Origin of the sequence: Micromonospora sp. NPDC048063 (assembly GCF_043202855.1) — a bacterium.
Taxonomy (GTDB): Bacteria; Actinomycetota; Actinomycetes; order Mycobacteriales; family Micromonosporaceae; genus Micromonospora.
The window spans coordinates 254,739-277,085 of record NZ_JBIDBG010000006.1 but is presented as its reverse complement, the minus strand read 5'-3'; the positions used below and the strand labels follow the sequence as shown (position 1 = coordinate 277,085).

The following is a 22,347-nucleotide window of genomic DNA, read 5'->3' as shown; positions in this document are numbered from 1 at the left end:
TAAACCGATTTGCCGTCTTTCGTGAGGCGGCTCACGCAATGTGGCCCCGGCCTGCCAGGCGCAGGCCGGGACCACGTCGGGTCCGAGCGGGTGGTCAGCGGGCCGCGAGCGGCTGCCGGGCCGGGTCCACCGGGGCCGGGAGCGTTCCGACCCCGCCGAGGTACGCGTGGATCGCGGCGGCCGCCGCCCGCCCCTCGGCGATCGCCCAGACGATCAGCGAGGCGCCCCGGTGCATGTCACCGGCGACGAAGACGCCATCGACGGCGGTCTGCCAGTCCGGCCGGGCGTCGACCGCCCCGCGCGCGTTGCGGACGACCCCGAACTGGTCGAGCAGCGGCTGCTCCTCGGTGCCCTCGAAACCGATGGCCAACAGCACCAGGTCGGCCGGCAGCTCCCGCTCCGAGCCGGGCAGCGGGGTGACGATCCGCCGCCCGTCCCGCTTCTCCACGCTCACCTCGGCGATCCGCACCGCCCGCACCTGCCCGGTGCCGTCGTCGACGAACTCCTGCACCGCGACGGCGAAGACCCGCTCGCCGCCCTCCTCGTGCGCCGGGTAGCTGCGCAGGAGCCACGGCCAGGTCGGCCACGGGTCCCGGGCCTCGTCGCGGGCCTGCGGCGGCTGCGGGTAGAGGTCGAGCTGGTGTACGCCGGCCGTGCCCTGCCGGTGCGCCACGCCGAGGCAGTCCGCCGCCGTGTCGCCGCCACCGATGATCACCACGTGCTTCCCGGCCGCGTCGATGGGCGTGCCGTCGGGCAGCACGGCGGTGTCGGGCCGGCCGCCGGCCGCCGCGGCGACCACCCGGTTGGCCGCGACGAGGTGCTCCATCGCCTGGTGCACGCCGCGCAGGTGCCGGCCCGGGGTCTCCGGGGTGTCCCGGCCCTGCAACGCGCCGCAGGCGAGCAGCACCGCGTCGTGCTCGGCGCGCACCTGCTCGGCGGTGACGTCGACGCCGACGTTCACCCCGGTGCGGAAGCGCACGCCCTCGGCGGCGAGCTGGGCCAGCCGCCGGTCGATGTGGGCCTTCTCCAGCTTGAAGTCGGGGATGCCGTACCGGAGCAGGCCACCGATCGCGTCGTCGCGCTCGTACACCGTCACGGCGTGACCTGCGCGGGCGAGCTGCTGCGCGGCGGCGAGGCCGGCGGGCCCGGAACCGACCACGGCGACCGAGCGGCCGGTCGGCGCGGGCACCGGGCGTGGCAGCAGGCCGCCCCGCGCGACGGCCGCGTCGGCGATCTCCACCTCGACCTGCTTGATGGTGACCGGCTGGCCACCGCCGATGCCGAGCACGCAGGCCGCCTCGCAGGGCGCCGGGCAGAGCCGGCCGGTGAACTCCGGGAAGTTGTTGGTGGCGTGCAGCGACTCCACCGCCGCGTCCCAGCCGCCCGTGCGGACCAGGTCGTTCCAGTCGGGGATGCGGTTGCCCAGCGGGCAGCCGTCGTGGCAGAACGGGATGCCGCAGTCCATGCAGCGGGTGGCCTGCTCGCGGATCAGCTCCTCGCCGGCCGGCGGGTAGACCTCCCGCCAGTCGCTGATCCGCACCGGCACCGGGCGGCGCGCCGGCAGCCGCCGGTCGTAGCGCAGGAAACCGTTCGGGTCAGGCACGAGCCACCTCCTGGACCGCCGCCCGCGGGGCGGGCGTGGTCGGCATGGACTTCGCGGCGGGCGCGGAGAGCGCGCTCATCACCGCGTCGTCGACGTCGCGGCCGGCGGCTTCGGCGGCCCGCATGATCTCCAGCACCCGGCGGTAGTCCCGGGGCACCACCGCGGTGAACTCCGCCACCGCCTCCGGCCAGCGCTTGAGCAGTTCCTCGGCGACCGCCGAGTCGGTCTCGGCGAAGTGCCGCTGCACCAGCTCGTGCAGCACGGCCTGCTCCTCCTCGGACAGCGGGGCCAGGTCGACCAGCTCCGCGTTGACCCGGCGACGGTCCAGCCGGTACACGAACGCGGTCCCGCCGGACATGCCGGCGGCGAAGTTGCGGCCGGTCGGCCCCAGCACCACCACGGTCCCGCCGGTCATGTACTCGCAGCCGTGGTCGCCGACGCCCTCGACGACGGCCAGCGCGCCGGAGTTGCGCACCGCGAACCGCTCCCCCACCCGCCCGCGCAGGAAGAGTTCGCCCGCGGTGGCGCCGTAGAGGATGGTGTTGCCGGCGATGGTCTGGTCCTCGGCCCGCTCCCCCGGTGCGGCGTCGCCGTCGACGAAGGGGGCGGCGGCGTCCGGCCGCACGATGAGCCGGCCGCCGGAGAGGCCCTTGCCGACGTAGTCGTTGGCGTCGCCGTGCAGCCGCAGGGTGACCCCGCGCGGCAGGAACGCGCCGAACGACTGCCCGGCGGTGCCGCGCAGCGTGAACTCGACCGTGTCGGCGGGCAGGCCGGCTCCGCCGAAGCGGCGGGTCACCTCGCCGCCCAGCATCGCGCCGACGCTGCGGTGCTCGTTGCGCACCGCCACCTCGACCCGTACGGGCGTGCCGTCGCGCAGCGCCGGCCCGGCGAGGGCGATCAACTCGTTGTCCAGCGCCAGGTCCAGGCCGTGGTCCTGGGCGCGGACGCCCCGGCGGGCGGCGCCGGCCGGCAGCTCCGGCAGGTGCAGCACGGGGGTCAGGTCGAGCCCGCCGGCCTTCCAGTGCGCGATCGCCGGGGCGACGTCGAGCAGCTCGGCGTGCCCGATGGCCTCCTCGATCGAGCGGAAGCCCAGCTCGGCCAGGTAGCCGCGGACCTCCTCGGCGAGGAAGAGGAAGAAGTTCTCCACGAACTCCGGCCGGCCGGTGAAGCGTTCCCGCAGCACCGGGTTCTGGGTGGCGATGCCGACCGGGCAGGTGTCCAGGTGGCACACCCGCATCATCACGCAGCCCTCGACGATCAGCGGGGCGGTGGCGAAGCCGAACTCCTCGGCGCCGAGCAGCGCCGCGACCAGCACGTCCCGGCCGGTCTTGAGCTGGCCGTCGACCTGCACGGTGACCCGGTCGCGCAGCTTGTTGAGCAGCAGCGTCTGCTGCGCCTCGGCCAACCCCAGCTCCCACGGGGTGCCGGCGTGCTTGAGCGAGTTCAGCGGGGACGCGCCGGTGCCGCCGTCATGGCCGGAGATCAGGATGACGTCGGCCTTGAGCTTCGCCACGCCCGCCGCCACGGTGCCGACGCCGACCTCGCTGACGAGCTTGACGTGCACCCGCGCGGACGGGTTGACGCACTTCAGGTCGTGGACGAGCTGGGCGAGGTCCTCGATGGAGTAGATGTCGTGGTGCGGCGGCGGGGAGATCAGGCCGACGCCCGGCGTGGCGTGCCGGGTGCGGGCGATCCACGGCCAGACCTTGTTGCCGGGCAGCTGCCCGCCCTCGCCGGGCTTGGCGCCCTGGGCCATCTTGATCTGGAGGTCGTCGGCGTTGACCAGGTATTCGCTGGTCACCCCGAACCGGCCGCTGGCGATCTGCTTCACGGCGGAGCGGCGGGCCGGGTCGTGCAGCCGCTCGACGTCCTCGCCGCCCTCGCCGGTGTTGGACTTGCCGCCGAGGCGGTTCATGGCGATCGCGAGGGTCTCGTGCGCCTCCGCCGAGATCGACCCGTACGACATGGCGCCGGTGGCGAACCGCTTGACGATCTCGGTGGCCGGCTCGACCTCGTCGAGGGGCACCGCCGGCCGCACGCCGGTACGCAGGGTGAACAGCCCGCGCAGCGAGCCGGCCTTCGCGGCCAGCTCGTCGACCTTCGCCGTGTACTGGCGGAAGACGTCGTACTGGCGGCTGCGGGTGGCGTGCTGGAGCAGGAAGACCGTCTCCGGGTTGAACAGGTGCAGCTCACCCTCGCGGCGCCACTGGTACTCGCCGCCCACCGCCAGCCGCCCGGAGGACTCGGCGCCCGGCTCCGGCCAGGCCACGGCGTGCCGGGCGGCGACCTCGGCGTGGATGCCGTCCAGCCCGATCCCGCCGATCTTGCTCGGGGTGCCACGGAAGTAGCGGTCGACCAGCCGGGAGTCCAGCCCGACGGCCTCGAAGACCTGCGCCCCGCAGTACGACGACACCGTCGAGATGCCCATCTTGGACATGATCTTCAGGACACCCTTGCCGAGGCCCTTGACGTAGTTGCGAACCGCCTTCACCGGCTCGACGCCGACGAGCGCGCCGGTGGAGATCATGTCCTCCACCGACTCGAAGGCCAGGTACGGGTTGACCGCCGCCGCGCCGTAGCCGATCAGCACGGCCGCGTGGTGCACCTCGCGGCAGTCGCCGGACTCGACGACCAGCGCCACCTGGGTGCGGGTCTGCTCGCGGACCAGGTGCTGGTGCACGGCGGCGGTGAGCAGCAGCGACGGGATCGGGGCGAGGTCGGCGTTGGAGTCCCGGTCCGACAGCACCAGGATGCGTACGCCGTCCTCGATCGCCTCGGAGACGTGCCGACAGATCTCGGTCAGCCGGGCCTTGATCCCCGCGCCGCCCTCCCGGACGCGGTAGAGCCCGGAGACCCGGACGGCCTTGAAGCCCGGCAGGTCGCCGTCCTCGTCGATGGAGAGGATCTTGGCCAGCTCGTCGTTGTCGATCACCGGGTACGGCAGCACGATCTGCCGGCAGCTCGCCGGGCCCGGGTCGAGCAGGTTGCCCTCCGGGCCGATCGTCGACGCCAGGCTGGTCACCAGCTCCTCGCGGATGGCGTCCAGCGGCGGGTTGGTGACCTGCGCGAAGAGCTGGTGGAAGTAGTCGTAGAGCAGCCGCGGCCGGGTGGACAGCGGGGCGATCGGGGTGTCGGTGCCCATCGAGCCGAGCGGCTCGGCGCCCGTCCGCGCCATCGGCGCGAGCAGGATCTTCAGCTCCTCCTCGGTGTAGCCGAAGGTCTGCTGCCGGCGGCGCACCGAGTCGTGGGTGTAGACGATGTGCTCGCGCGGGGGCAGGTCGGTCAGCTCGATCAGGCCGGCGTGCAGCCACTCGGCGTACGGCTGCGCGGCGGCCAGCTCCGCCTTGATCTCGTCGTCGTGCACGATCCGCCCGGCGACGGTGTCGACCAGGAACATCTTCCCCGGCTGGAGGCGGCCCTTGGCGACCACCCGGGCGGGGTCGAGGTCGAGCACGCCGGCCTCGCTGCCGAGCACCACCAGGCCGTCGTCCGTCCGCCACCAGCGGCCCGGGCGCAACCCGTTGCGGTCGAGCACGGCGCCGACGATCTCGCCGTCGGTGAAGGCGACCGAGGCCGGCCCGTCCCACGGCTCCATGAGGCTCGCGTGGAAGCGGTAGAAGGCCCGCTTGTCGGGGGCCATGTCCGGGTCGTTCTCCCACGCCTCGGGGATCATCATCAGCACCGCGTGCGGCAGGCTCCGCCCGGCCAGGTGTAGCAGTTCGAGGACCTCGTCGAAGTTCGCCGAGTCGGAGGCGGCGGGGGTGCAGACCGGGAAGACCCGGCGGACGTTGCCGGGGAGGTTCGGGCTCCGCAGCAGCGCCTCGCGGGCCTGCATCCAGTTCCGGTTGCCCCGGATGGTGTTGATCTCGCCGTTGTGCGCGATGAGCCGGTACGGGTGCGCCAGCGGCCAGGACGGGAACGTGTTGGTGGAGAACCGGGAGTGCACCAGCGCGATCGCGCTCTCCACCCGCTCGTCGGTCAGCTCCGGGTAGAACGCGGGGAGCTGGTCGGGGGTGAGCATGCCCTTCCAGACCATGGTCCGCGCGGACAGCGACGGGAAGTACGCCGGCACTCCCCGCTCGGCGCTCTCCCGCTCGGCCTGCTTGCGCACGCAGAACGCCACCCGCTCCAGCTCGATGCCGCCCAGCGGCGACCCGGCCGGCCCGGCGGGCGAGTCGGTGAGCCGGTGCGCGGCGAGGAACAGCTGCCGGACCCGGGGCATCGCCGCGAGGGCGGTCTCGCCGAGGCCGCTCGGGTCGACCGGCACGTCCCGCCAGCCGAGCAGGTCGGCCCCCTCGACCAGCGCGTACTTCTCCACCACGCGGCGGGCCCGGGCCTCGGCAGCGTCGTCGTCGGGGAGGAACACCAGGCCGGTGGCGTACGCTCCGGCGGGCGGCAGCGGGAAGTCGACCACCGCGCGCAGGAACGCGTCCGGCACCTGGATCATGATCCCCGCGCCGTCGCCGGTGTTCGGTTCCGCGCCACGGGCTCCCCGGTGGTCCAGTCGGCAGAGCGCGTCGAGGCCGTTGACCACGACCGCGTGCGAGCGCCGTCCGTGCAGGTCCGCCACGAAGGCCACACCGCAGGCGTCGTGCTCCTGGGCGGGGTCGTAGAGCCCGGCCGCGGGCGCTCCCGGGCCGAGGTGCGGGGCCTGCTGGGGGCTGCGGTGAGGGTACGGAAAGGCCACCGGGCCTCCTGTCGTCACTCAGGATGGATCTGGATCGGGACGACGTCGGCCCTCAGGGGTCTATTGAGTCTACGTTAGGGTCCGGCGCGCAAGGCCAGTGCAGATTGATCACACCTTCCAGAGTGTGGGACGTGTAGTCTCGCCCGGTGGATCGCCTGCCGAAGGACCTGTTCGACCGGTTGGAACGCTTCTACGACGCGGTGCCCCGGGACGTCGCCCGGACGGAGGAGCACGGCGCACTCGTGCTGTTCGTCCGGAACGGGGCCGGCTGGCCGTTCTACGCGCGGCCCCGGCTCGACGCCACCGAGCCGCCGTCGCTGGCCGACGTCGCGGCGGTGCGCGAACGGCAGCGCGAACTCGGCCTGCCCGAGGCCCTCGAGTGGGTGCACGAGACGACCCCGGACCTGCTCGCGGTGGCCCGGTCGGCGGGCCTGTCCGTGCTGGAGGCTCCGCTGATGGTGCTCGACCCGGGCGCCCTGCCCGACCCGGGCACCCTCACTGACGTGCCGGTGCGGCTGCTCGACCCGGCGGGACCCGGCTTCGCGGCGGACGTGGCCGCGCAACGAGCGGTCGCCGCCGTCGGGTTCGCCGCGCCCGGCACCGACCGCGGCGAGGCCGGCCCCGCGCAGCGGGACGCCGCCGTGGCCGGGTTGGACGAGGCGGCGCTGGACGAGGAGCGGGCCCGGATCGCCGACGGTCGGCGACTGTCGGCGCTGGTCGGCACGCCCGCCGACGGCGCGCTGGCCAGCGGCATGGCGATGCGGGTCGACGACGTGGCCGAGATCGCCGGGATCGCCACCCTGCCGGCCGCCCGCCGCCGCGGCCTGGGCGCGGCGGTCACGGCCGCGCTGGCCCGCGCGCTGCTCGCCGCCGGCACCGACCTGGTCTTCCTCTCCGCCGGCAGCGAGGACATCGCCCGGGTCTACCTCCGCGTCGGCTTCCGCCGCGTCGGCACCGCCTGCATCGCCGAGCCCGCCCCCGTCACCCCCTGACGCCCGCCCCGGCGGGGTGGGGTGGGCGGGTCAGGTCGGGGGCCGCCACTGGGCGGCCGTGGTGGCGGCAGTGGAGAGCAGGCGGGGCGTGATCGTGCCGAGGGCGGCGTCGCGGGCGCGCAGCGCCAGCGGGCCCCGGGCCTTCAGCACCGCCGACATCCGGCGGGTCTGCCGGACCACCGTCGCCGCGCGGGGGCGGCGCACCCGGTCGTACGCGACCACGGCGTCGGGCAGTCGGGACTCGCGCAGCAGCGAGGCGAGGGTCGCCGCGTCCTCGAAGGCGAGGCAGGCGCCCTGGCCGAGGTGCGGCGGCATGGCGTGCGCGGCGTCGCCGAGCAGCACCACCCCGCCCGGGCCGGCCGGGAAACCGTACGACCTGGGCAGCGGTCGCAGCTCGCGGATCTCCTGCTGCACCAGGTCCGCCGGGTCGGTGGCGTCGAGCAGCTCGGCGATCGGCGCGGGCCAGCCCGCGTACCAGCGGCGCAGCAGGGCCAGCTGGGTCTCCGGCGGCTCCGGGCGGGGCGCCCCGGCGGCCGTGGCCACCCAGTAGATGCCGCCCCGGCTGGAGGCGCCGGAGGATCCGCGCTCGCCCAGCGAGGCGGACACGAACCGGTACCCGGCGCCGAGCACCTCGCCGCCGACGGGCCGGTCGGCGGGCAGCTTCGGGGCGCGGTACCAGGGGATCACCGCCCGCCACGCGGCGCAGCCGGAGCTGACCACCCCGGACTCCGGGGCGAGCTGCCGGCGGATCTCGCTGTCGGTGCCGTCCGCGGCGACCACCAGGTCCGCCTCGACGGTGTGCCGGCCGTCGCCGACCGACGGGCGTTGGCCGGGCTCGGCGCGGACCGTCCGCACCGTCACCCCGGTGCGCAGCTCGACCTCGTCGCCCAGCCCGGCGATCAGCGCGTCGTGCAGGTCCTCCCGGTGCACCACCACCGGCATCCGGTCGGCGGGGGTCGGCCGGGGCTGCACCAGCCAGTGGCCGTCCGGGCGGCGTACCCCGCCGTCGGGCAGCGGCGTGGCGATCGCCTCCAGGCCGGCGCCGAGACCGAGGGCGCGCAGCGCGCGTACGCCGTTGGGCCAGAGCGCCACGGCGGTCGGCTCGGGGCGGACCCGGTCGGCGCGCTCCAGCAGGGTGACCCGCCACCCGGAACGCGCCAGCGCGCCGGCGACCGCGAGGCCACCGATGCCGGCCCCCACCACCACCGCGCTACGCATGTGGTGCTCCCCCTCAGCTGTCGCGGTCGGCGGGCCGGGAGCCGGCAGCCCCCGCCCGGTCCGCCGAGCTCTCCTCGTCACCGTCCGGCTCGGCGGACCCGTCGCCGGCGCTCGCGGCGTCCTTGCCGGTCGCCGTCTCCCCGCCGGTCGTGGCGGGCAACTCGCCGGTCTCCCGCCAGCGCCGGTACTGCTCCTCGCCGACCACCCGGTAGCCCTCCGGCGCGGCCGGCTTCGCCCCCGCCTCGGCGGCGGAGAGGTCGACCTGCGAGACGTCGGAGTCGGCGGGCACGGGCGGCGTCGCGGCGGCGCCGACCGGAACGAGGTACTCGCGGGGCCCGCGCACCCGCAGGAAGTAGACCAGGGCGCCGAGGAACACCAGGCCGGCGGTCCAGACGTTCAGGCGTACGCCGAGGATGGTGTTCGCCTCGTCGGTGCGCATCAGCTCGATCCAGAACCGCCCGGCGGTGTAGCCCATCACGTAGAGGGCGAACGCCCGCCCGCGGCCGAGGCGCAGCTTGCGGTCGAGGACGAAGACCAGCGCGGCGACGCCGAGGTTCCACAGCAGCTCGTACGCGAACGTCGGGTGGTAGAGCCCCGGCTCGAGGATCGGCCGGCCGGCGTCGTCCCGCAGCGCCTGGCCGGGGTTGTCCGGGTCCATCCGGTGGATCTCCAGGCCCCACGGGAGGGTGGTCCGGCCGCCGTACAGCTCGTTGTTGAACCAGTTGCCGAGCCGGCCGATCGCCTGGGCCAGCGGCAGGCCGGGGGCCAGTGCGTCGGCGACCACCGCGAACGGGATGCCGAGCTGGCGGGCGGCGATCCAGGCGCCGACCGCGCCGCCGGCCACCGCGCCCCAGATGCCGAGACCGCCCTCCCAGATGGCGAACGCCTTCAGCGGGTCGCCGCCGGTGCCGAAGTACTTCTCCGGCGAGGTGATCACGTGGTAGATCCGGGCGCCGATGATGCCGGCCGGCACCGCCCAGACCGCGATGTCCAGGACCGCGCCGGGGGCCACGCCGCGCTGGCGCAGCCGCCGTTCGGTGACCCAGCAGGCCACCACGATGCCGACGATGATGCACAGCGCGTACGCCCGGACCGGCAGCGGTCCGAGCTGCCACACGGCGGTGCTGGGGCTGGGCAGGGCCGCCTGGGGGGACAGCGAGGCGAGAGTCACGGATGCACACGCTACCGCCGTGGGCCCCTCCGGCGGCACCCCGGTCCACCGTCGCCCGATCCCGGTGACTTCTGGTTTGCGCCCCCGTAGGCTCTTTGTCCATGGGCGCGCTCACCTGGGCGGTCGCGGCGGTCGTCACCGACGACGCCGGCCGGGTGCTGCTCTGCCGCCAGGGCCGGGGCGAGCGACGCTACGGGCTCCCGGGCGGCCGGCTGCGCCCGGCGGAGAGCCCCGTGCACGCCGCGATGCGCGACATCCGGGCCGAGACGGGCTGGGAGGTCGAGGTCGTGGACCTGGTCGGCCTCTACCACCTGGCCGGCGCGTGCGCCCCGGCGCCGACGAGCCCCGCCGCCCCGGCCTCGTCGGCGGGCCGGATCGCGTCGTCGGCCGGTCGCGCCGGGCCGCTGCCCGACGTCCTGGTGCACGTCTTCCGGGCGCGCGTCCGGGGGCCGGGGCCGACCGGCGAGCCGATGGGCGGCTGCCGGGCGTCCTGGCACGACCCCGCGGCTCTGCCGGAGGCGCTCACGCCGACCACCCGGGCCGCGCTCGCCGACGCGCTGGCGGGCCGCTCCGGCGTCCTGCACACCGCCACGCCCTCCACCCCCGCACCGGACAGCCCACCGGACACTGCGGCCGAAAGGGACACCACTCCGAGCGCGATCGCGCCCCCGGCCGGACACCCGCCGGGCCAGCGGGCCAATCCACCCACGGCAACCCGCCACTAACTCCCCACGCGCCCCCGCATCCCCACGCTCCCGCCCAACTCTCGCGATCTTGCACTTTCCGCCCCGACAAAAGAGGGCATCCCGTGCATTACGCGGGCACAAAGTGCAAGATCGCGGGCGGCGGACGGCAGGGCGAGGGAGGGAGGAGGGTGGGTCAGGGGGTGGGGGTGCGGACGCCTTGGGCGAGTTCGGCGCTGAGGGTGCGGAGGGCGGCCAGGCCGGACGCCTCGTCCGGGGCGTCGAGCAGGCAGCGGATCAGGGCGCTGCCGACGATGACGCCGTCGGCGTACCCGGCGACCGTGCCGGCCTGTGCGCCCGTGCCGACGCCCAGCCCGACGCCGACCGGCAGGTCGGTGACCTCCCGCAGCCGGGAGACCAGGACCGGCGCCGCGTCGGAGGTCTTCGCCCGGGCGCCGGTGACACCCATGATCGCGGTGGCGTAGACGAAGCCCCGACAGTGCGCCGCGGTCATCGCCAGTCGCGCGTCCGTCGAGGAGGGCGACACCAGGAAGGTACGGTCCAGCCCGTACGCGTCCGAGGCGGCGAGCCACTCGCCGGCCTCCTCGGGGATCAGGTCCGGGGTGACCAGACCGGTGCCCCCGGCCGAGGCGAGGTCCCGGGCGAAGGCGTCCACGCCGTAGCGCTCGACCGGGTTCCAGTAGGTCATGGTGACCACGGGCGCCCCGGTGGCCGCGACCGCCTCGATGATGCGCAGCGTGTCGGCGGTGCGTACGCCGCCGGCGAGGGCGATGTCGCTGGCCTTCTGGATCACCGGGCCGTCCATCACCGGGTCGGAGTACGGGATCTCCACCTCGATCACGTCGACGCCGGCCTCGACCATCGCGGTCATCGCGGCGATGCTGCCCTCGACGGTCGGGAACCCGGCCGGCATGCAGCCGACCAGCACCGCCCGCCCGTCGGCGCGCGCCTTGTCGAACGCCACCCCGATCCGGCTCACGTTCTCACTGCTCCTTGTCGAGGATGCCGAAGTAGTTGCCGGCCGTGTGGACGTCCTTGTCGCCCCGGCCGGAGAGGTTGACCACGACGGTGGGCTCCCGGCCCAGCTCGGCGGCGAGCTTCGGGGCGATCTTGAGGGTGCCGGCGAGCGCGTGCGCGCTCTCGATCGCCGGGATGATGCCCTCCGTCCGGCAGAGCAGCTCGAACGCGGCCATCGCCTCGTCGTCGGTGACGGGCACGTAGCTGGCCCGGCCGGTGTCGTGCAGCCAGGCGTGCTCCGGCCCGACACCGGGGTAGTCCAGCCCGGCGGAGATCGAGTGCGACTCGCAGGTCTGGCCGTCGGCGTCCTGGAGGACGTACGTGCGGGTGCCGTGCAGCACGCCGGCGGAGCCGCCGGTGATGCTGGCCGCGTGCCGCCCGGTCTCCACCCCGTCGCCGCCGGCCTCGAAGCCGTAGAGCCGCACGTCGGGGTCGCCGACGAAGGCATGGAAGATGCCCAGCGCGTTGGAGCCGCCGCCGACGCAGGCGGTGACCGCGTCCGGCAGGGCGCCGGTCAGGTCGAGGCACTGCTGGCGCGCCTCGTCGCCGATGCCGCGGACGAAGTCGCGGACCATCGCCGGGAACGGGTGCGGCCCGGCGGCGGTGCCGATCAGGTAGTGGGTGTCGTCGACGTTGGCGACCCAGTCCCGCATCGCCTCGTTCATCGCGTCCTTGAGGGTGCGCGAGCCGTTGGTGACCGGGACGACGGTGGCGCCGAGCATGCGCATCCGCGCCACGTTGAGCGCCTGCCGCTCGGTGTCGACCTGGCCCATGTAGACCACGCAGTCGAGGTCGAACAGGGCGGCGGCGGTGGCCGTGGCCACGCCGTGCTGGCCGGCGCCGGTCTCCGCGATCACCCGGGTCTTGCCCATCCGCTTGGTCAGCAGCGCCTGGCCGAGCACGTTGCGCACCTTGTGCGCCCCGGTGTGGTTGAGGTCCTCCCGCTTGAGCAGCACCCGCGCGCCGGCCTTGGCGGAGAACCGCTGGGCCGTGTAGAGCAGCGAGGGCGTGCCGGCGTAGTCGCGCAGCAGGGCGGCGAACTCCGCCCGGAACGACTCGTCGGCCATCGCCGTGCGGTGCGCGGCGTCCAGCTCGTCGAGCGCCGCGACCAGCGCCTCCGGTACGAACCGGCCGCCGAACCGGCCGAAGTGACCGGCGGAGTCGGGCTGCGGACCGGCCGGGGCGGCCAGCGCTTCGGCGCTCATGGATTCTCCTCTCGGTGCTGGCGAACCGGCGCGGGATCAGCGCACCGGGCGGGGCGTGGCCGGGTGGTTGCCGGCGTTGACCAGCTCGGCCACCGCCTCGCGGGGGCTCTTCTGGGTGACCAGACCCTCGCCGACCAGGACCGCGTCGGCGCCCGCCGAGGCGTACCGGATGAGGTCGTGCGGACCACGCACCCCCGACTCGGCGATCTTGACGACGCTGCTGGGCAGGCCGGGCGCGATCCGCTCGAACACCGAGCGGTCGACCTCAAGGGTACGCAGGTTGCGGGCGTTGACCCCGATGACCTGGGCGCCGGCCTCCAGCGCCCGGTCGGCCTCCTCCTCGTCGTGCACCTCGACGAGCGCGGTCATGCCGAGCGACTCGATCCGCTCCAGCAGGCCGACGAGGGCGTTCTGCTCCAGGGCGGCGACGATCAGCAGCACCAGGTCGGCGCCGTGCGCCCGGGCCTCGTGCACCTGGTAGCTGGAGACCACGAAGTCCTTGCGCAGCACCGGGATGTTGACGGCGGCACGGACGGCGGCCAGGTCGTCGAGCGAGCCGCCGAACCAGCGCCCCTCGGTGAGCACGCTGATCGCCCGCGCGCCGCCGGCGGCGTAGTCACCGGCCAGGTCGGCCGGGTCGGCGATCTCCGCCAGCCGCCCCTTGGACGGCGAGGAGCGCTTCACCTCGGCGATCACCGCGACGCCCGGCTTGCGCAGGGCCGCGTACGCGTCCAGCGGCGGCGGCGCGGCGGCGGCCAGTTCGCGGATCCGCTCCAGCGGAACCTGCTCCTGTCGCCGGGCCACGTCCTCACGCACGCCGGCCAGGATCTCGTCGAGCACGCCTAGGGACGCCGCCGGACCGGCCTCGTCCCCCTCCGCGTGCGCATGCTCAGCAGTCACCAACGGACTCCCCTCTCCGGGTGTCATGGGCCGATGCTAGGGGGCGCCACCTGGCGACGGGTGCCGGGGGTATGGCGTGCCTCACGAGATGGGCTGCGGCATAATGGCCGACTTCCGGTGAACGGGACGTCACTCAGGGCGACCGCGCCCATCGACGACCGCCGCCCCGTCTCGTCGCCCCGCCGCGCGAGGCATTCGGCCCGATCCTGTCCACTCCCGCGACCGGCCGCCCGGCGCGGCCACGGCGGGACGCCGGCCCCTGTGACCTAGCTCAAGGGCGAACGGCCCTTTCCCTGGTCGCGGGCCCGGACGGAGAGTTGACGTGTCGGTCACCACGGCGAAACGTGAGCCAGCCAGCATCTCTCTCGGGCAGACTCGATGTCGCGCCTGCCCCACCGACACCAACGATCTCCGTGCGGGGTGATCATGAGCACTGTCGAGCCCAACCAGACCATCGGACTGACGACCATCTCGCGTACCGTCGCGTCGCTCGCCGCCGGCGTGGTCCACACCCTGGAGCGCGCGGTGGTCGGCGAGGCCCGGATGCGGACCGCGCGCGGCAACGCCTGGGAGGCCGTCTGCGCCGACCGGGCCCGCGCCGAACAGCGGGCCGAGCTGGACCGCCTGGTGGCGGAGCTGACGGCCGCCCGGGCCGCCGCCCGCGACCGCCAGCCCGTCAGCTGACCGTCGGATCCTCGCCGCGGTCCAGCGCGTCCCACGCCTCCGTCGTGCGCCGGCCGGTGACGCGGCCGTCCTCGCCCCGGGCGGCCGGCACGCCGCCGCCCCGGGCCGGCCGCTCGTAGCGGGCGCCCATCGCCGGCCACCGCCGGCCCCGCAGCGCCGTCAGCAACCCGCCCGCCGCGGCGAGCACCCCGCCGACCAGGCAGAGCGCCGGCCAGTGCCGGCTGACCTCACCGTCGAACCCGGCGACCAGGCCGTAGCCGCCGCCGGCCGCCACCGCCGCGCCGAGCCCGCAGAGCAGCGCGCCCAGCAGCCGCCGCGACCGGCCCCGGGTGGCGAGCACCGCGCCGCCCCCGGCCAGCCCCACCAGGGCCAGCGCCGGCAGCCACGGCAGCAGGCCCGCGCCCGTGCGCGCGTCGCGTACCGGCGGCAGCGGGGTGGGCCGGGCGGTCAGTTCGACCGCCCAGGTGCGGGTCGACGCCCAGAACGCGAGGCCCGCGCCGGCCACGCAGAGCAGCACCGCGTACGTCAGCTCGCGCCGGCCCGCGACGGCCCGCGCGCGCTCCTCGGCCTCGGCCGCCGCGGCCGTCCCCGACTCGTGGCCGCGCGGCTGCGCCGCCGTCATCGGGCGGGCCGGAGGGTCTCGGCGGCGGCGATCGCGGCGAGCACCGCCGCGGCCTTGTTCCGGGTCTCCTGGTCCTCGGCGGCCGGGTCCGAGTCGGCCACCACCCCCGCCCCGGCCTGCACGTACGCCCGGCCGTCGCGCATCAGCGCGGTGCGGATGGCGATCGCCATGTCCAGGTCCCCACCGAAGCCGAAGTAGCCGACGGTGCCGCCGTAGAGGCCGCGGCGGACGGGCTCCAACTCCTCGATGATCTCCATCGCCCGCACCTTCGGCGCGCCGGAGAGCGTGCCGGCGGGGAAGGTCGCGGCGAGCGCGTCGAAGGCCGTGCGGTCGTCCCGCAGCGTGCCGACGACGGTCGAGACGATGTGCATGACGTGGCTGTAGCGCTCGATGGTGGCGAACTCCGGCACCTCCACGGTGCCCGGACGGCACACCCGGCCCAGGTCGTTGCGGCCCAGGTCGACCAGCATCACGTGCTCGGCCCGCTCCTTGGGGTCGGTGAGCAGCTCCGCGGCGAGCCGGGCGTCGGCCTCCGGGGTGGCGCCGCGCGGCCGGGTGCCGGCGATCGGGTGCAGCAGCGCCCGCCGCTGCCCCTCCGCGTCGGCGGTCACCTTCAGGTGCGCCTCCGGGGAGGAACCGACGATGTCGAAGCCGTCGAAGCGCAGCAGGTACATGTAGGGGCTGGGATTGGTCGTGCGCAGCACCCGGTAGACGTCCAGCGGGTCGGCGTGCGTCTGCCGCTCGAACCGCTGGGCCAGCACGATCTGGAAGCACTCGCCGGCCCGGATCGCCTCCTTCGCCGCCTCCACCGCCTTCGGGTAACCGCCCTCGGGCGTGCGGCTGCGCACCTCCCCGGCGGGTGGCCGGTCGACGGTGGACACCATCGGCGGGATGGGCCGGGACAGGGCGGTGGTCATCGCGTCGAGCCGGCCGACCGCGTGGTGGTACGCGGCCGCGACCCGGGCCTCCCGGTCCGGCTCGTCCAGCGGCGGCAGGATCGCGTTGGCGACCAGGATCGCCGAGCCGTCGTAGTGGTCCAGCACCACCAGGTCGGCGGCGAGCATCATGCCCAGCTCGGGCAGGCCCAGGTCGTCCTCGGTCAGCTCGGGCAGCCGCTCGAACCGGCGGATCAGCTCGTAGCCGAGGTAGCCGACCATGCCCCCGGTCAGCGGCGGCATGCCGCTGGCCGCGTCCCAGGCCGGGCCGGCGAGGGCGTCGACGGTCTCGCGCAGCACCCGGACCGGGTCGCCGGAGGTGGGCACGCCGGCCGGCGGCTGCCCCGTCCACGTCGCCACGCCGTCCCGCTCGGTCAGCGTGGCGCTGCTGCGTACGCCGATGAACGAGTACCGCGACCAGGCCAGCCCGGCCGAGCCGACGCCCTGCTCGGCGGACTCCAGCAGGAACGTTCCCGGACCACCGGCCAGCTTGCGGTAGACGCCGACCGGCGTCTCCGCGTCGGCGAGCAGCCGCCGGGTGACCGGGACGACGCGCCAGCGGGTGGCCAGCTCGGTGAAGGAGGCCACGTCCGGGCTGACCGCGCCGTCGGTCCGGGACCCGCCGCCGGGCGTCGCGCGCTGCGCCGTCACCGGGCCCCCGCTTCTTCCCCGCTGACCGGCAGCTCCGTGAAGAAGCAGGTGCGGTGCCCGGTGTGGCAGGCCGCGCCGACCTGGTCGACGTCGACCAGCAGCGCGTCGCCGTCGCAGTCCAGGGCGACCGAGCGGACGTACTGGTGGTGCCCGGAGGTGGCGCCCTTGACCCAGTACTCCTGGCGGCTGCGCGACCAGTAGGTGGCCCGGCCGGTGGTCAGGGTGCGGTGCAGCGCCTCGTCGTCCATCCAGGCGACCATCAGCACCTCGCCGGAGTCGTGCTGGCGGACCACCGCGGCCACCAGGCCGTCGGTGGTGCGGCGCAGCCGGGCGGCGATGGCCGGGTCGAGCCGGGACGCACGGGCCGGGCCGCCGGCCGCGGGCTCCTGCGGGGTGGGGTGGGCGCCGGTCACCGGCGCGTCAGGTACGGGCACAGTGACCCATTGTCCCGCACGCGGGGCGGGCACCGGCGACGGCTCCCGCCGGGGGCGCGGCGGCCGGCCGGCGGGCCGGGTCAGCTGGTCGACGTAGCGGTCCAGCCGGCCGTCGACCAGGGCGTCGGCCAGGTCCGCGCCGGCGACCTCGGCGATCTCGGCGGCGTACGGGCGGATCAGCGGCAGGGCGCCGGCGACCAGGCGGGCCGCGGCGGCGCAGACCTGCCCGACCGAGCCGGGGCGCAGCCCGAGGCAGAGCAGCATGTCCTCCCGGTAGTTCGGCGGCGCCACCGGCAGGTCGAGGGCGGCGGCGAAGGCCTCCCGGCGGGACGCCACCCGGACCGTCGGGTTGGCCGGCCGCAGCACGGACGGGCAGAGCCGGGCCAGGTCGGCGGCGGCCAACCGGACGCCGAGGTGGTCGTCGGCGTCCCGCGCGCCCGCCACCTTGCCGAGAGTGGCGATCAGCTCCTCCAACTGCGGCTCGCCGGCCGGCTGGCAGAGCACCGGCAGGTCGATCCGGACCCGCCAGTGCGGATCCGCCCAGAGCAGCCGGGCCGGCGCCGTCACCGGCAGCCCGAACGCCCAGTCGGCCGGCTCGCCGAGCCGGCTCAGCCAGGAGCGCACGTCGCGGGCGGCCACGGAGACGTGGGTCAGCCGCCCGGCGTGCTCCGCCAGGTACGCCCGGCGGGCCGCGTACGGGGCGCCACCGAGCAGCACGTCGACGTCGACGTCGCTGTGCGCGGTGGCGGCCCGCCGGGCGTGGCTGCCGCGCAGCATGATGCCGACGACGGGCTGCTCGGCGCCGGCCCGCAGCCGGGCGGTCCAGTCGCGGAGGAACCCCTCGTCCGGTGACGGAGCGTGACCCACGGCGCCATCGTGCCGTACGCCCGATCGGTGCGCAATGCCCGATGGCGGACCCGGTGTCCGGTCCGAAGGCTAATGCCCGACGAACCTCATCGACGCCTCGGGGTACCGTTCGCCGGCCGCCGCGCCCGGCGGCACCGCCTCGCCCAGCCGGGACCGCTGCCCCGGGGTGAGCCGGATGTCGGCCGCCGCCGCGTTCTCCGCCAGCCGGTGCGCCCGCCGGGTGCCCGGGATCGGGAAGACGTCCTCGCCCTGGGCGAGCAGCCAGGCCAGGGCGGCCTGGGCCGGGGTGCAGCCGATCTCGTCGGCCACCGCCCGCACCTCGTCGACCAGCTTCAGGTTGGCGTCGAGGTTGCCCTCGGCGAAGCGCGGCGCCGTCGTGCGCCAGTCGTCGGCGGCGAGCTGCTCCCGGCTGGTGATCGCCCCGGTCAGCAGCCCCCGCCCCACCGGCGAGTACGCGACCAGCGCCACCCCCAGCTCCCGGCAGGTGGCCAGCATCTCGCCCTCGACGTCCCGGCTGAACAGCGAGTACTCCATCTGCACGGCGGTCACCGGGTGCACCGCGTGCGCCGCACGCAGGGTCGCCGGGCTGACCTCGGAGAGGCCGATGAGCCGCACCTTGCCGGCGGCGACCTGCTCGGCCATCGCGCCGACCGTGTCCTCGATCGGGGTGGCCGGGTCGCGCCGGTGCAGGTACCACAGGTCGATGGCGTCCACCCCGAGCCGGCGCAGCGAGGCGTCGCACGCCGCACGCGCCCAGGCCGGGCTGCTGTCCACGTACGCACCGGGGCTGCCGGTGGCGCCGGGGCCGTCGCCGCGAACCCGGTTGCCGAACTTGGTGGCCAGGAAGACCTCGTCGCGGCGCGCCCGCACCACCGGGGAGAGCAGTTCCTCGTTGCGGCCCCGGCCGTACATGTCGGCGGTGTCCAGGTGGTTCACGCCCAGGTCGAGCGCCCGGTGCAGGGTCCGGGTCGACTCGGCGTCGTCGGCGCCGCCGTAGGCGAAGCTCATCCCCATGCAGCCCAGCCCGATCGCGGAGACCTCCGGCCCGGCCGCGCCCAGCCGACGGCGGATCATCGGCACCCCTCCGCCCGGCGGTAGTTGTCGATCTTGTAGTTGAGCACCTTCAGGTCCTCCTCCAGCTCGGCCATCCGGCTCAGCACGCGGGCGCGGTGCGCCTCGAACAGCGCCCGCCGGGCGGCCAGGGTGGCGTCGCCCTGCCGGGCCAGCTCGGCGTAGCGGCGCATGTCCCGTACGGGCATGCCCGTACGGCGCAGCCGGGTGAGCAGGAACAGCCAGTCCACGTCCCGTTCGGTGTAGCGGCGGCGCCCGGCCGAGTCCCGCCCGACCGGGGCGACCAGCCCCTCCTGCTCGTACCAGCGCAGCGTGTAGGTGGTCAGGCCGACCCGCTCGGCCGCCTCGCCGACGGTGAGGGTCGTCTCCCGCGTGCTGATGTCCACGCCCCCAGGCTTCCAGTTCGAGTGCACGCGAAGTCAACCGTTGCGCCCCGCGAGACATCTCAACTAGCGTCGAGTTCAACAGCCGTTGAGTTTCCGGGGTGGTGGGCGATGGACGAGGCGATCGCCGTCCGTGACCTGGTCGTCGACCGGGGCGGGCAACGGGTGCTGCACGGCATCAGCGCGTCCGTGGCGCGCGGCCGGGTCACCGGGCTGCTCGGGCCGAGCGGCAGCGGCAAGACGACGCTGATGCGCGCGGTCGTCGGGGTGCAGGTGGTCGGCGCCGGCTCCGTCACCGTGCTCGGGCTCCCCGCCGGAACGCCGGAGCTACGCCGCCGGGTCGGCTACCTCACCCAGGCGCCCAGCGTCTACGCCGACCTCACCGTGCGGGAGAACGCCCGCTACTTCGCCGCCCTGCACGGCCGGGGCCGGGCCGACGCCGACCGGGCGGTCGCCGACGTCGGGCTCGCCGGGGCGGCCGGCCAGCTCGTCGGCAGCCTCTCCGGCGGGCAGCGCAGCCGCGCGTCCCTGGCCTGCGCGCTGGTCGGGGAGCCGGAGCTGGTCGTCCTCGACGAGCCGACGGTCGGCCAGGACCCGGTCCTGCGGGCCGACCTCTGGGCCCGGTTCCACGCCATGGCCGCCGCCGGCACCACCCTGCTGGTCTCCAGCCACGTGATGGACGAGGCGGCCCGCTGCGACCGGCTGCTGCTGATCCGCGAGGGGCGGCTGATCGCCGACGACACCCCGGACGCGGTGCGCGCCGCCGCCGGCGTCGACGACCTGGACGAGGCGTTCCTGCGGCTGATCAGGGCGGGCGAGGCGGGCCCGGCGGGCGGCGCCGGGCGGGCGGCGTCGTGAACCCGCGGATCCTGGCCGCCACCACCGGCCGCATCCTGCGCCAGCTACGGCACGACCGGCGCACCGTGGCGCTGCTCGTGGTGGTGCCGTCGGCGCTGCTCGCCCTGGTCTACTTCATGTACGTCGACCAGCCCGCACCGCCGGGGCAGCCGTCGACGTTCGACCGGGTCGCCCTGGTGATGCTCGGCTTCTTCCCCTTCGTGATCATGTTCCTGGTGACCAGCATCGCGATGCTGCGCGAGCGCACCACCGGCACCCTGGAGCGGCTGCTCACCACCCCGCTGGGCAAGCTCGACCTGCTCTTCGGCTACGGCATCGCGTTCGGGCTGGCCGCGGTCGTCCAGGCCGTCATCGCGTCCGCCGTGGCGTACGGGGTCTTCGACCTGGACACCGCCGGCAGCAGCGGCCTGGTGATCATGATCGCCGCGCTGAACGCGGTGCTCGCGGTCGCGCTCGGGCTCTTCTGCAGCGCCTTCGCCCGCACCGAGTTCCAGGCCGTACAGTTCATGCCGGTCGTGGTGGTGCCCCAGTTGCTGCTCTGCGGGCTGTTCGTGCCCCGGGGCGAGATGGCCGGCTGGTTGCAGGCGGTCAGTGACGTGCTGCCGCTGTCCTACGCCGTCGAGGCGCTGCAGGAGGTGGGCGCGAACGCCGAGCCGACCGGCACCATGTGGCGGGACATGGCGGTCGTCGCCGGCGCGGCGGTGCTGGCGCTGGTGCTCGCCGCGGCCACCCTGCGGCGGCGCAGCCACTGATGCCACCGGCACCCGCCACGAGGTGGGACCGGCGGCGGACGACGACGAGCGAAGGGCGGCGATGGCGCGGCGGACCGGACGGCGACCCGGCAACCCGGACACCCGGGAGGCGATCCTCGGGGCCGCCCGCGCCGCCTTCGCCGAGCGGGGCTTCGACGGGGCCTCGATCCGGGCCATCGCCGCCGCCGCGCAGGTGGACCCGGCGCTGGTGCACCACTACTTCGGCAGCAAGGACCAGCTCTTCCTGGCCGCGATGCACGCGCCGGTCGACCCCGGCGAGCTGCTGCCGAAGGTGCTCGCCGGGGACCGGGACGGCCTCGGGGAGCGGCTGGTCCGCACGTTCCTCGGCGTCTGGGACTCCCCGGCCGGCACCGCCGGGGTGGCCCTGCTGCGCTCGGCGGTGAGCAACGAGTGGACCGCCCGCCTGCTGCGCGAGTTCCTGGTCAGCCAGGTGCTCCGCAAGGTCCTCGACCAGCTCGACGCCGACCCGGCCGAGCTGCCGCTGCGGGGCTCGCTGGTGGCCAGCCAGATGCTCGGGCTGGCCATGATGCGGCACGTGGTCCGGCTGGAGCCGGTCGCCTCGGCGGCCCCGGAGACGCTCGTCGCGGCGGTCGGCCCGACGGTGCAGCGCTACCTGACCGGCGACCTCGCCGAGGTCTTCGCCGCCTGACCCGCGCCGGCACCCCTGGCCGGCCGAGCGGCACCCGGCGGCCGGCCAGCCGCGGCCGGCGGGACCGCGGCGACGCGGCGGGCTCAGGTCTGCTCGCCGGGACCCGGTACGCGGCGGGATCAGGCGTGGTCGGCGTGCCGGGAGGCGGCGTGGCGGCAGAGCATCGGGTGCAGGAGGCGGGCCAGCTCCTCCTCGCCGTCGAGCGGGCGCGGGAACGCCAGGCGGGCCCGCCGGCGGGCGCCGGGCCGACCGTGGTCCGCCAGCAGGCCGTACCGGTCGATCCGGACCACCCGGGGCGCGGCGTCCGGGCCGCTGTCGGCCAGGCCGAGCTGCCGCCGCAGGTAGGCGGCCACCTCGGCCGCGTGGTGCTCGGCGAGGTCGGCCAGCAGCCCGGCCTCGACCGCGTGCAGGGGGTCCGGCTCCGCCTCGGCGTACGCCGTGGGGTCGATCCGGCGCACGGAGTCGGCGCGTTCCCAGCGGGCCTCGGCCACCTCGAAGCGGTGCAGCCGGAACCGGGTGCCGACGTCGAGCAGGTCGCCGGTCGGCTCGACCGCCGCGAAGTCCAGCGCGGCCCGGCGTTCCTCCGCGCCCTCCAGACGGGTCGCCCAGCCGGAGACCCAGGCCCGGCCGAGGCTCGGCGCGCCCGCGGCGGGCGGCAGGTCGAGCACGTCCAGCACCAGCGCCACGTCGGACTCGCCGTCGGCGGGCCGCAGTGCGGCGGCGAGGTCGCTGACCACCGGCACCAGCAGCAGCACCCGCCCGTCCGGGTCGGTCACGTGCCGGACCTGGTGCGGGCCGGGCCGGTGCGCGACGTGGGCGATGCCGGGCAACCGGCCCGCGACGAGGGTACGGACGATCTCCGCCGGGCTGGGCCGCATGACACGACCTCCTTTGGTTAGGCTTACCTAACCCGGAGACTAGAG

19 protein-coding genes and 1 pseudogene are annotated in these 22,347 nt (G+C 75.4%); 6 read left to right on the top strand and 14 right to left on the bottom strand.

The genetic code is table 11. From position 1 onward, the window contains the following. Nucleotides 1-94: 94 nt before the first annotated feature. Together ACGFZ2_RS18005 and gltB are read right to left on the bottom strand one after the other, a co-directional pair. Nucleotides 95-1,603 (bottom strand): glutamate synthase subunit beta, encoded by a 1,509-nt coding sequence (locus ACGFZ2_RS18005; RefSeq protein ID WP_393454804.1) that lies wholly within the window; start codon nucleotides 1,601-1,603, stop codon nucleotides 95-97. Then, nucleotides 1,596-6,290, bottom strand: a complete 4,695-nt coding sequence (gene gltB, locus ACGFZ2_RS18000) for a glutamate synthase large subunit (RefSeq protein ID WP_393454801.1) — start codon at nucleotides 6,288-6,290, stop codon at nucleotides 1,596-1,598. The genes ACGFZ2_RS18005 and gltB overlap by 8 nt, the downstream gene beginning before the upstream one ends. Before the next feature lie 155 nt (nucleotides 6,291-6,445). Here gltB and ACGFZ2_RS17995 point away from each other — a divergent pair, with 155 nt between their 5' ends. Continuing rightward, on the top strand, nucleotides 6,446-7,282 hold the full coding sequence (locus ACGFZ2_RS17995; protein WP_393263298.1) for a GNAT family N-acetyltransferase: 837 nt from the start codon (nucleotides 6,446-6,448) through the stop codon (nucleotides 7,280-7,282). 30 nt (nucleotides 7,283-7,312) lie between these two features. Here ACGFZ2_RS17995 and ACGFZ2_RS17990 read toward each other — a convergent pair whose 3' ends face one another. Both ACGFZ2_RS17990 and lgt read right to left on the bottom strand, forming a co-directional pair. After that, nucleotides 7,313-8,500 (bottom strand): FAD-dependent oxidoreductase, encoded by a 1,188-nt coding sequence (locus ACGFZ2_RS17990; protein WP_393262661.1) that lies wholly within the window; start codon nucleotides 8,498-8,500, stop codon nucleotides 7,313-7,315. 13 nt (nucleotides 8,501-8,513) lie between these two features. After that, entirely contained in the window at nucleotides 8,514-9,671 is a 1,158-nt protein-coding gene (gene lgt, locus ACGFZ2_RS17985; RefSeq protein ID WP_393454798.1) for a prolipoprotein diacylglyceryl transferase, read from the bottom strand. A gap of 101 nt (nucleotides 9,672-9,772) precedes the next feature. Here lgt and ACGFZ2_RS17980 point away from each other — a divergent pair, with 101 nt between their 5' ends. Continuing rightward, nucleotides 9,773-10,396: an NUDIX hydrolase gene (locus tag ACGFZ2_RS17980; RefSeq protein ID WP_393454795.1), complete on the top strand. Its 624-nt coding sequence runs from the start codon at nucleotides 9,773-9,775 to the stop codon at nucleotides 10,394-10,396. Between the two features lie 154 nt (nucleotides 10,397-10,550). Here the strand turns inward: ACGFZ2_RS17980 and trpA are convergent, their stop codons facing one another. Genes trpA through trpC form a run of 3 tightly spaced genes read right to left on the bottom strand, consistent with a single transcriptional unit; the run spans nucleotide 10,551 to nucleotide 13,437 of the window. Further along, nucleotides 10,551-11,354: a tryptophan synthase subunit alpha gene (gene trpA, locus ACGFZ2_RS17975; protein ID WP_393262670.1), complete on the bottom strand. Its 804-nt coding sequence runs from the start codon at nucleotides 11,352-11,354 to the stop codon at nucleotides 10,551-10,553. 4 nt (nucleotides 11,355-11,358) lie between these two features. Beyond that, on the bottom strand, nucleotides 11,359-12,597 hold the full coding sequence (gene trpB / locus ACGFZ2_RS17970) for a tryptophan synthase subunit beta (RefSeq protein WP_393262673.1): 1,239 nt from the start codon (nucleotides 12,595-12,597) through the stop codon (nucleotides 11,359-11,361). Nucleotides 12,598-12,633: 36 nt separating this feature from the next. Beyond that, nucleotides 12,634-13,437: an indole-3-glycerol phosphate synthase TrpC gene (trpC, locus tag ACGFZ2_RS17965; protein ID WP_350681602.1), complete on the bottom strand. Its 804-nt coding sequence runs from the start codon at nucleotides 13,435-13,437 to the stop codon at nucleotides 12,634-12,636. Between the two features lie 486 nt (nucleotides 13,438-13,923). Here trpC and ACGFZ2_RS17960 point away from each other — a divergent pair, with 486 nt between their 5' ends. Beyond that, nucleotides 13,924-14,181, top strand: a complete 258-nt coding sequence (locus ACGFZ2_RS17960) for a hypothetical protein (protein WP_393262674.1) — start codon at nucleotides 13,924-13,926, stop codon at nucleotides 14,179-14,181. Here the strand turns inward: ACGFZ2_RS17960 and ACGFZ2_RS17955 are convergent. The 6 genes and pseudogenes from ACGFZ2_RS17955 to ACGFZ2_RS17930 form a co-directional block, all read right to left on the bottom strand. Next, complete coding sequence (locus ACGFZ2_RS17955) at nucleotides 14,174-14,803, bottom strand: Trp biosynthesis-associated membrane protein (RefSeq protein WP_393454792.1); 630 nt, start codon at nucleotides 14,801-14,803, stop codon at nucleotides 14,174-14,176. The genes ACGFZ2_RS17960 and ACGFZ2_RS17955 overlap by 8 nt on opposite strands. Further along, entirely contained in the window at nucleotides 14,800-16,389 is a 1,590-nt protein-coding gene (locus ACGFZ2_RS17950) for an anthranilate synthase component I (RefSeq protein WP_393454790.1), read from the bottom strand. Before ACGFZ2_RS17950 ends, ACGFZ2_RS17955 begins: the two co-directional genes overlap by 4 nt. After that, nucleotides 16,386-16,823 (bottom strand): phosphoribosyl-AMP cyclohydrolase, encoded by a 438-nt coding sequence (hisI, locus tag ACGFZ2_RS17945; RefSeq protein WP_393263300.1) that lies wholly within the window; start codon nucleotides 16,821-16,823, stop codon nucleotides 16,386-16,388. Before hisI ends, ACGFZ2_RS17950 begins: the two co-directional genes overlap by 4 nt. Before the next feature lie 180 nt (nucleotides 16,824-17,003). Continuing rightward, a pseudogene (locus ACGFZ2_RS17940) lies at nucleotides 17,004-17,600 on the bottom strand (phosphoribosyl-AMP cyclohydrolase); the annotation flags it as partial. Between the two features lie 159 nt (nucleotides 17,601-17,759). Continuing rightward, nucleotides 17,760-18,764, bottom strand: a complete 1,005-nt coding sequence (locus ACGFZ2_RS17935; protein ID WP_393454787.1) for an aldo/keto reductase — start codon at nucleotides 18,762-18,764, stop codon at nucleotides 17,760-17,762. After that, nucleotides 18,761-19,147, bottom strand: coding sequence for a MerR family transcriptional regulator (locus tag ACGFZ2_RS17930; RefSeq protein WP_393262683.1), 387 nt, complete (start codon nucleotides 19,145-19,147; stop codon nucleotides 18,761-18,763). The genes ACGFZ2_RS17935 and ACGFZ2_RS17930 overlap by 4 nt, the downstream gene beginning before the upstream one ends. Nucleotides 19,148-19,255: 108 nt before the next feature. On the opposite strand from ACGFZ2_RS17930, the gene ACGFZ2_RS17925 reads away from it, so the two are divergent. The 3 genes from ACGFZ2_RS17925 to ACGFZ2_RS17915 all read left to right on the top strand — a co-directional run bounded on the left by ACGFZ2_RS17925 (nucleotide 19,256) and on the right by ACGFZ2_RS17915 (nucleotide 21,424). Beyond that, nucleotides 19,256-20,002 (top strand): ABC transporter ATP-binding protein, encoded by a 747-nt coding sequence (locus ACGFZ2_RS17925; RefSeq protein WP_393262685.1) that lies wholly within the window; start codon nucleotides 19,256-19,258, stop codon nucleotides 20,000-20,002. Further along, entirely contained in the window at nucleotides 19,999-20,754 is a 756-nt protein-coding gene (locus ACGFZ2_RS17920; RefSeq protein WP_393262687.1) for an ABC transporter permease, read from the top strand. Before ACGFZ2_RS17925 ends, ACGFZ2_RS17920 begins: the two co-directional genes overlap by 4 nt. Before the next feature lie 61 nt (nucleotides 20,755-20,815). Further along, nucleotides 20,816-21,424 carry a TetR family transcriptional regulator gene (locus ACGFZ2_RS17915; protein ID WP_393262688.1) on the top strand — a complete coding sequence of 203 codons (609 nt, stop codon included), beginning with the start codon at nucleotides 20,816-20,818 and terminating at the stop codon, nucleotides 21,422-21,424. Nucleotides 21,425-21,543: 119 nt separating this feature from the next. On the opposite strand, the gene ACGFZ2_RS17910 is transcribed toward ACGFZ2_RS17915, so the two are convergent. Continuing rightward, entirely contained in the window at nucleotides 21,544-22,302 is a 759-nt protein-coding gene (locus ACGFZ2_RS17910; protein WP_393262689.1) for a DUF2470 domain-containing protein, read from the bottom strand. Between the last annotated feature and the right edge of the window lie 45 nt (nucleotides 22,303-22,347).

Bases quoted from the DNA above. Each gene is read 5' to 3' on its own strand.
- ACGFZ2_RS17925 (WP_393262685.1), top strand. From the start codon at position 19,256: ATGGACGAGGCGATCGCCGTCCGTGACCTGGTCGTCGACCGGGGCGGG.
- ACGFZ2_RS17910 (WP_393262689.1), bottom strand. From the start codon at position 22,302: ATGCGGCCCAGCCCGGCGGAGATCGTCCGTACCCTCGTCGCGGGCCGG.
- ACGFZ2_RS17955 (WP_393454792.1), bottom strand. From the start codon at position 14,803: ATGACGGCGGCGCAGCCGCGCGGCCACGAGTCGGGGACGGCCGCGGCG.
- trpB (WP_393262673.1), bottom strand. From the start codon at position 12,597: ATGAGCGCCGAAGCGCTGGCCGCCCCGGCCGGTCCGCAGCCCGACTCC.
- ACGFZ2_RS17960 (WP_393262674.1), top strand. From the start codon at position 13,924: ATGAGCACTGTCGAGCCCAACCAGACCATCGGACTGACGACCATCTCG.
- ACGFZ2_RS17935 (WP_393454787.1), bottom strand. From the start codon at position 18,764: ATGATCCGCCGTCGGCTGGGCGCGGCCGGGCCGGAGGTCTCCGCGATC.
- ACGFZ2_RS17980 (WP_393454795.1), top strand. From the start codon at position 9,773: ATGGGCGCGCTCACCTGGGCGGTCGCGGCGGTCGTCACCGACGACGCC.
- ACGFZ2_RS17915 (WP_393262688.1), top strand. From the start codon at position 20,816: ATGGCGCGGCGGACCGGACGGCGACCCGGCAACCCGGACACCCGGGAG.
- ACGFZ2_RS17990 (WP_393262661.1), bottom strand. From the start codon at position 8,500: ATGCGTAGCGCGGTGGTGGTGGGGGCCGGCATCGGTGGCCTCGCGGTC.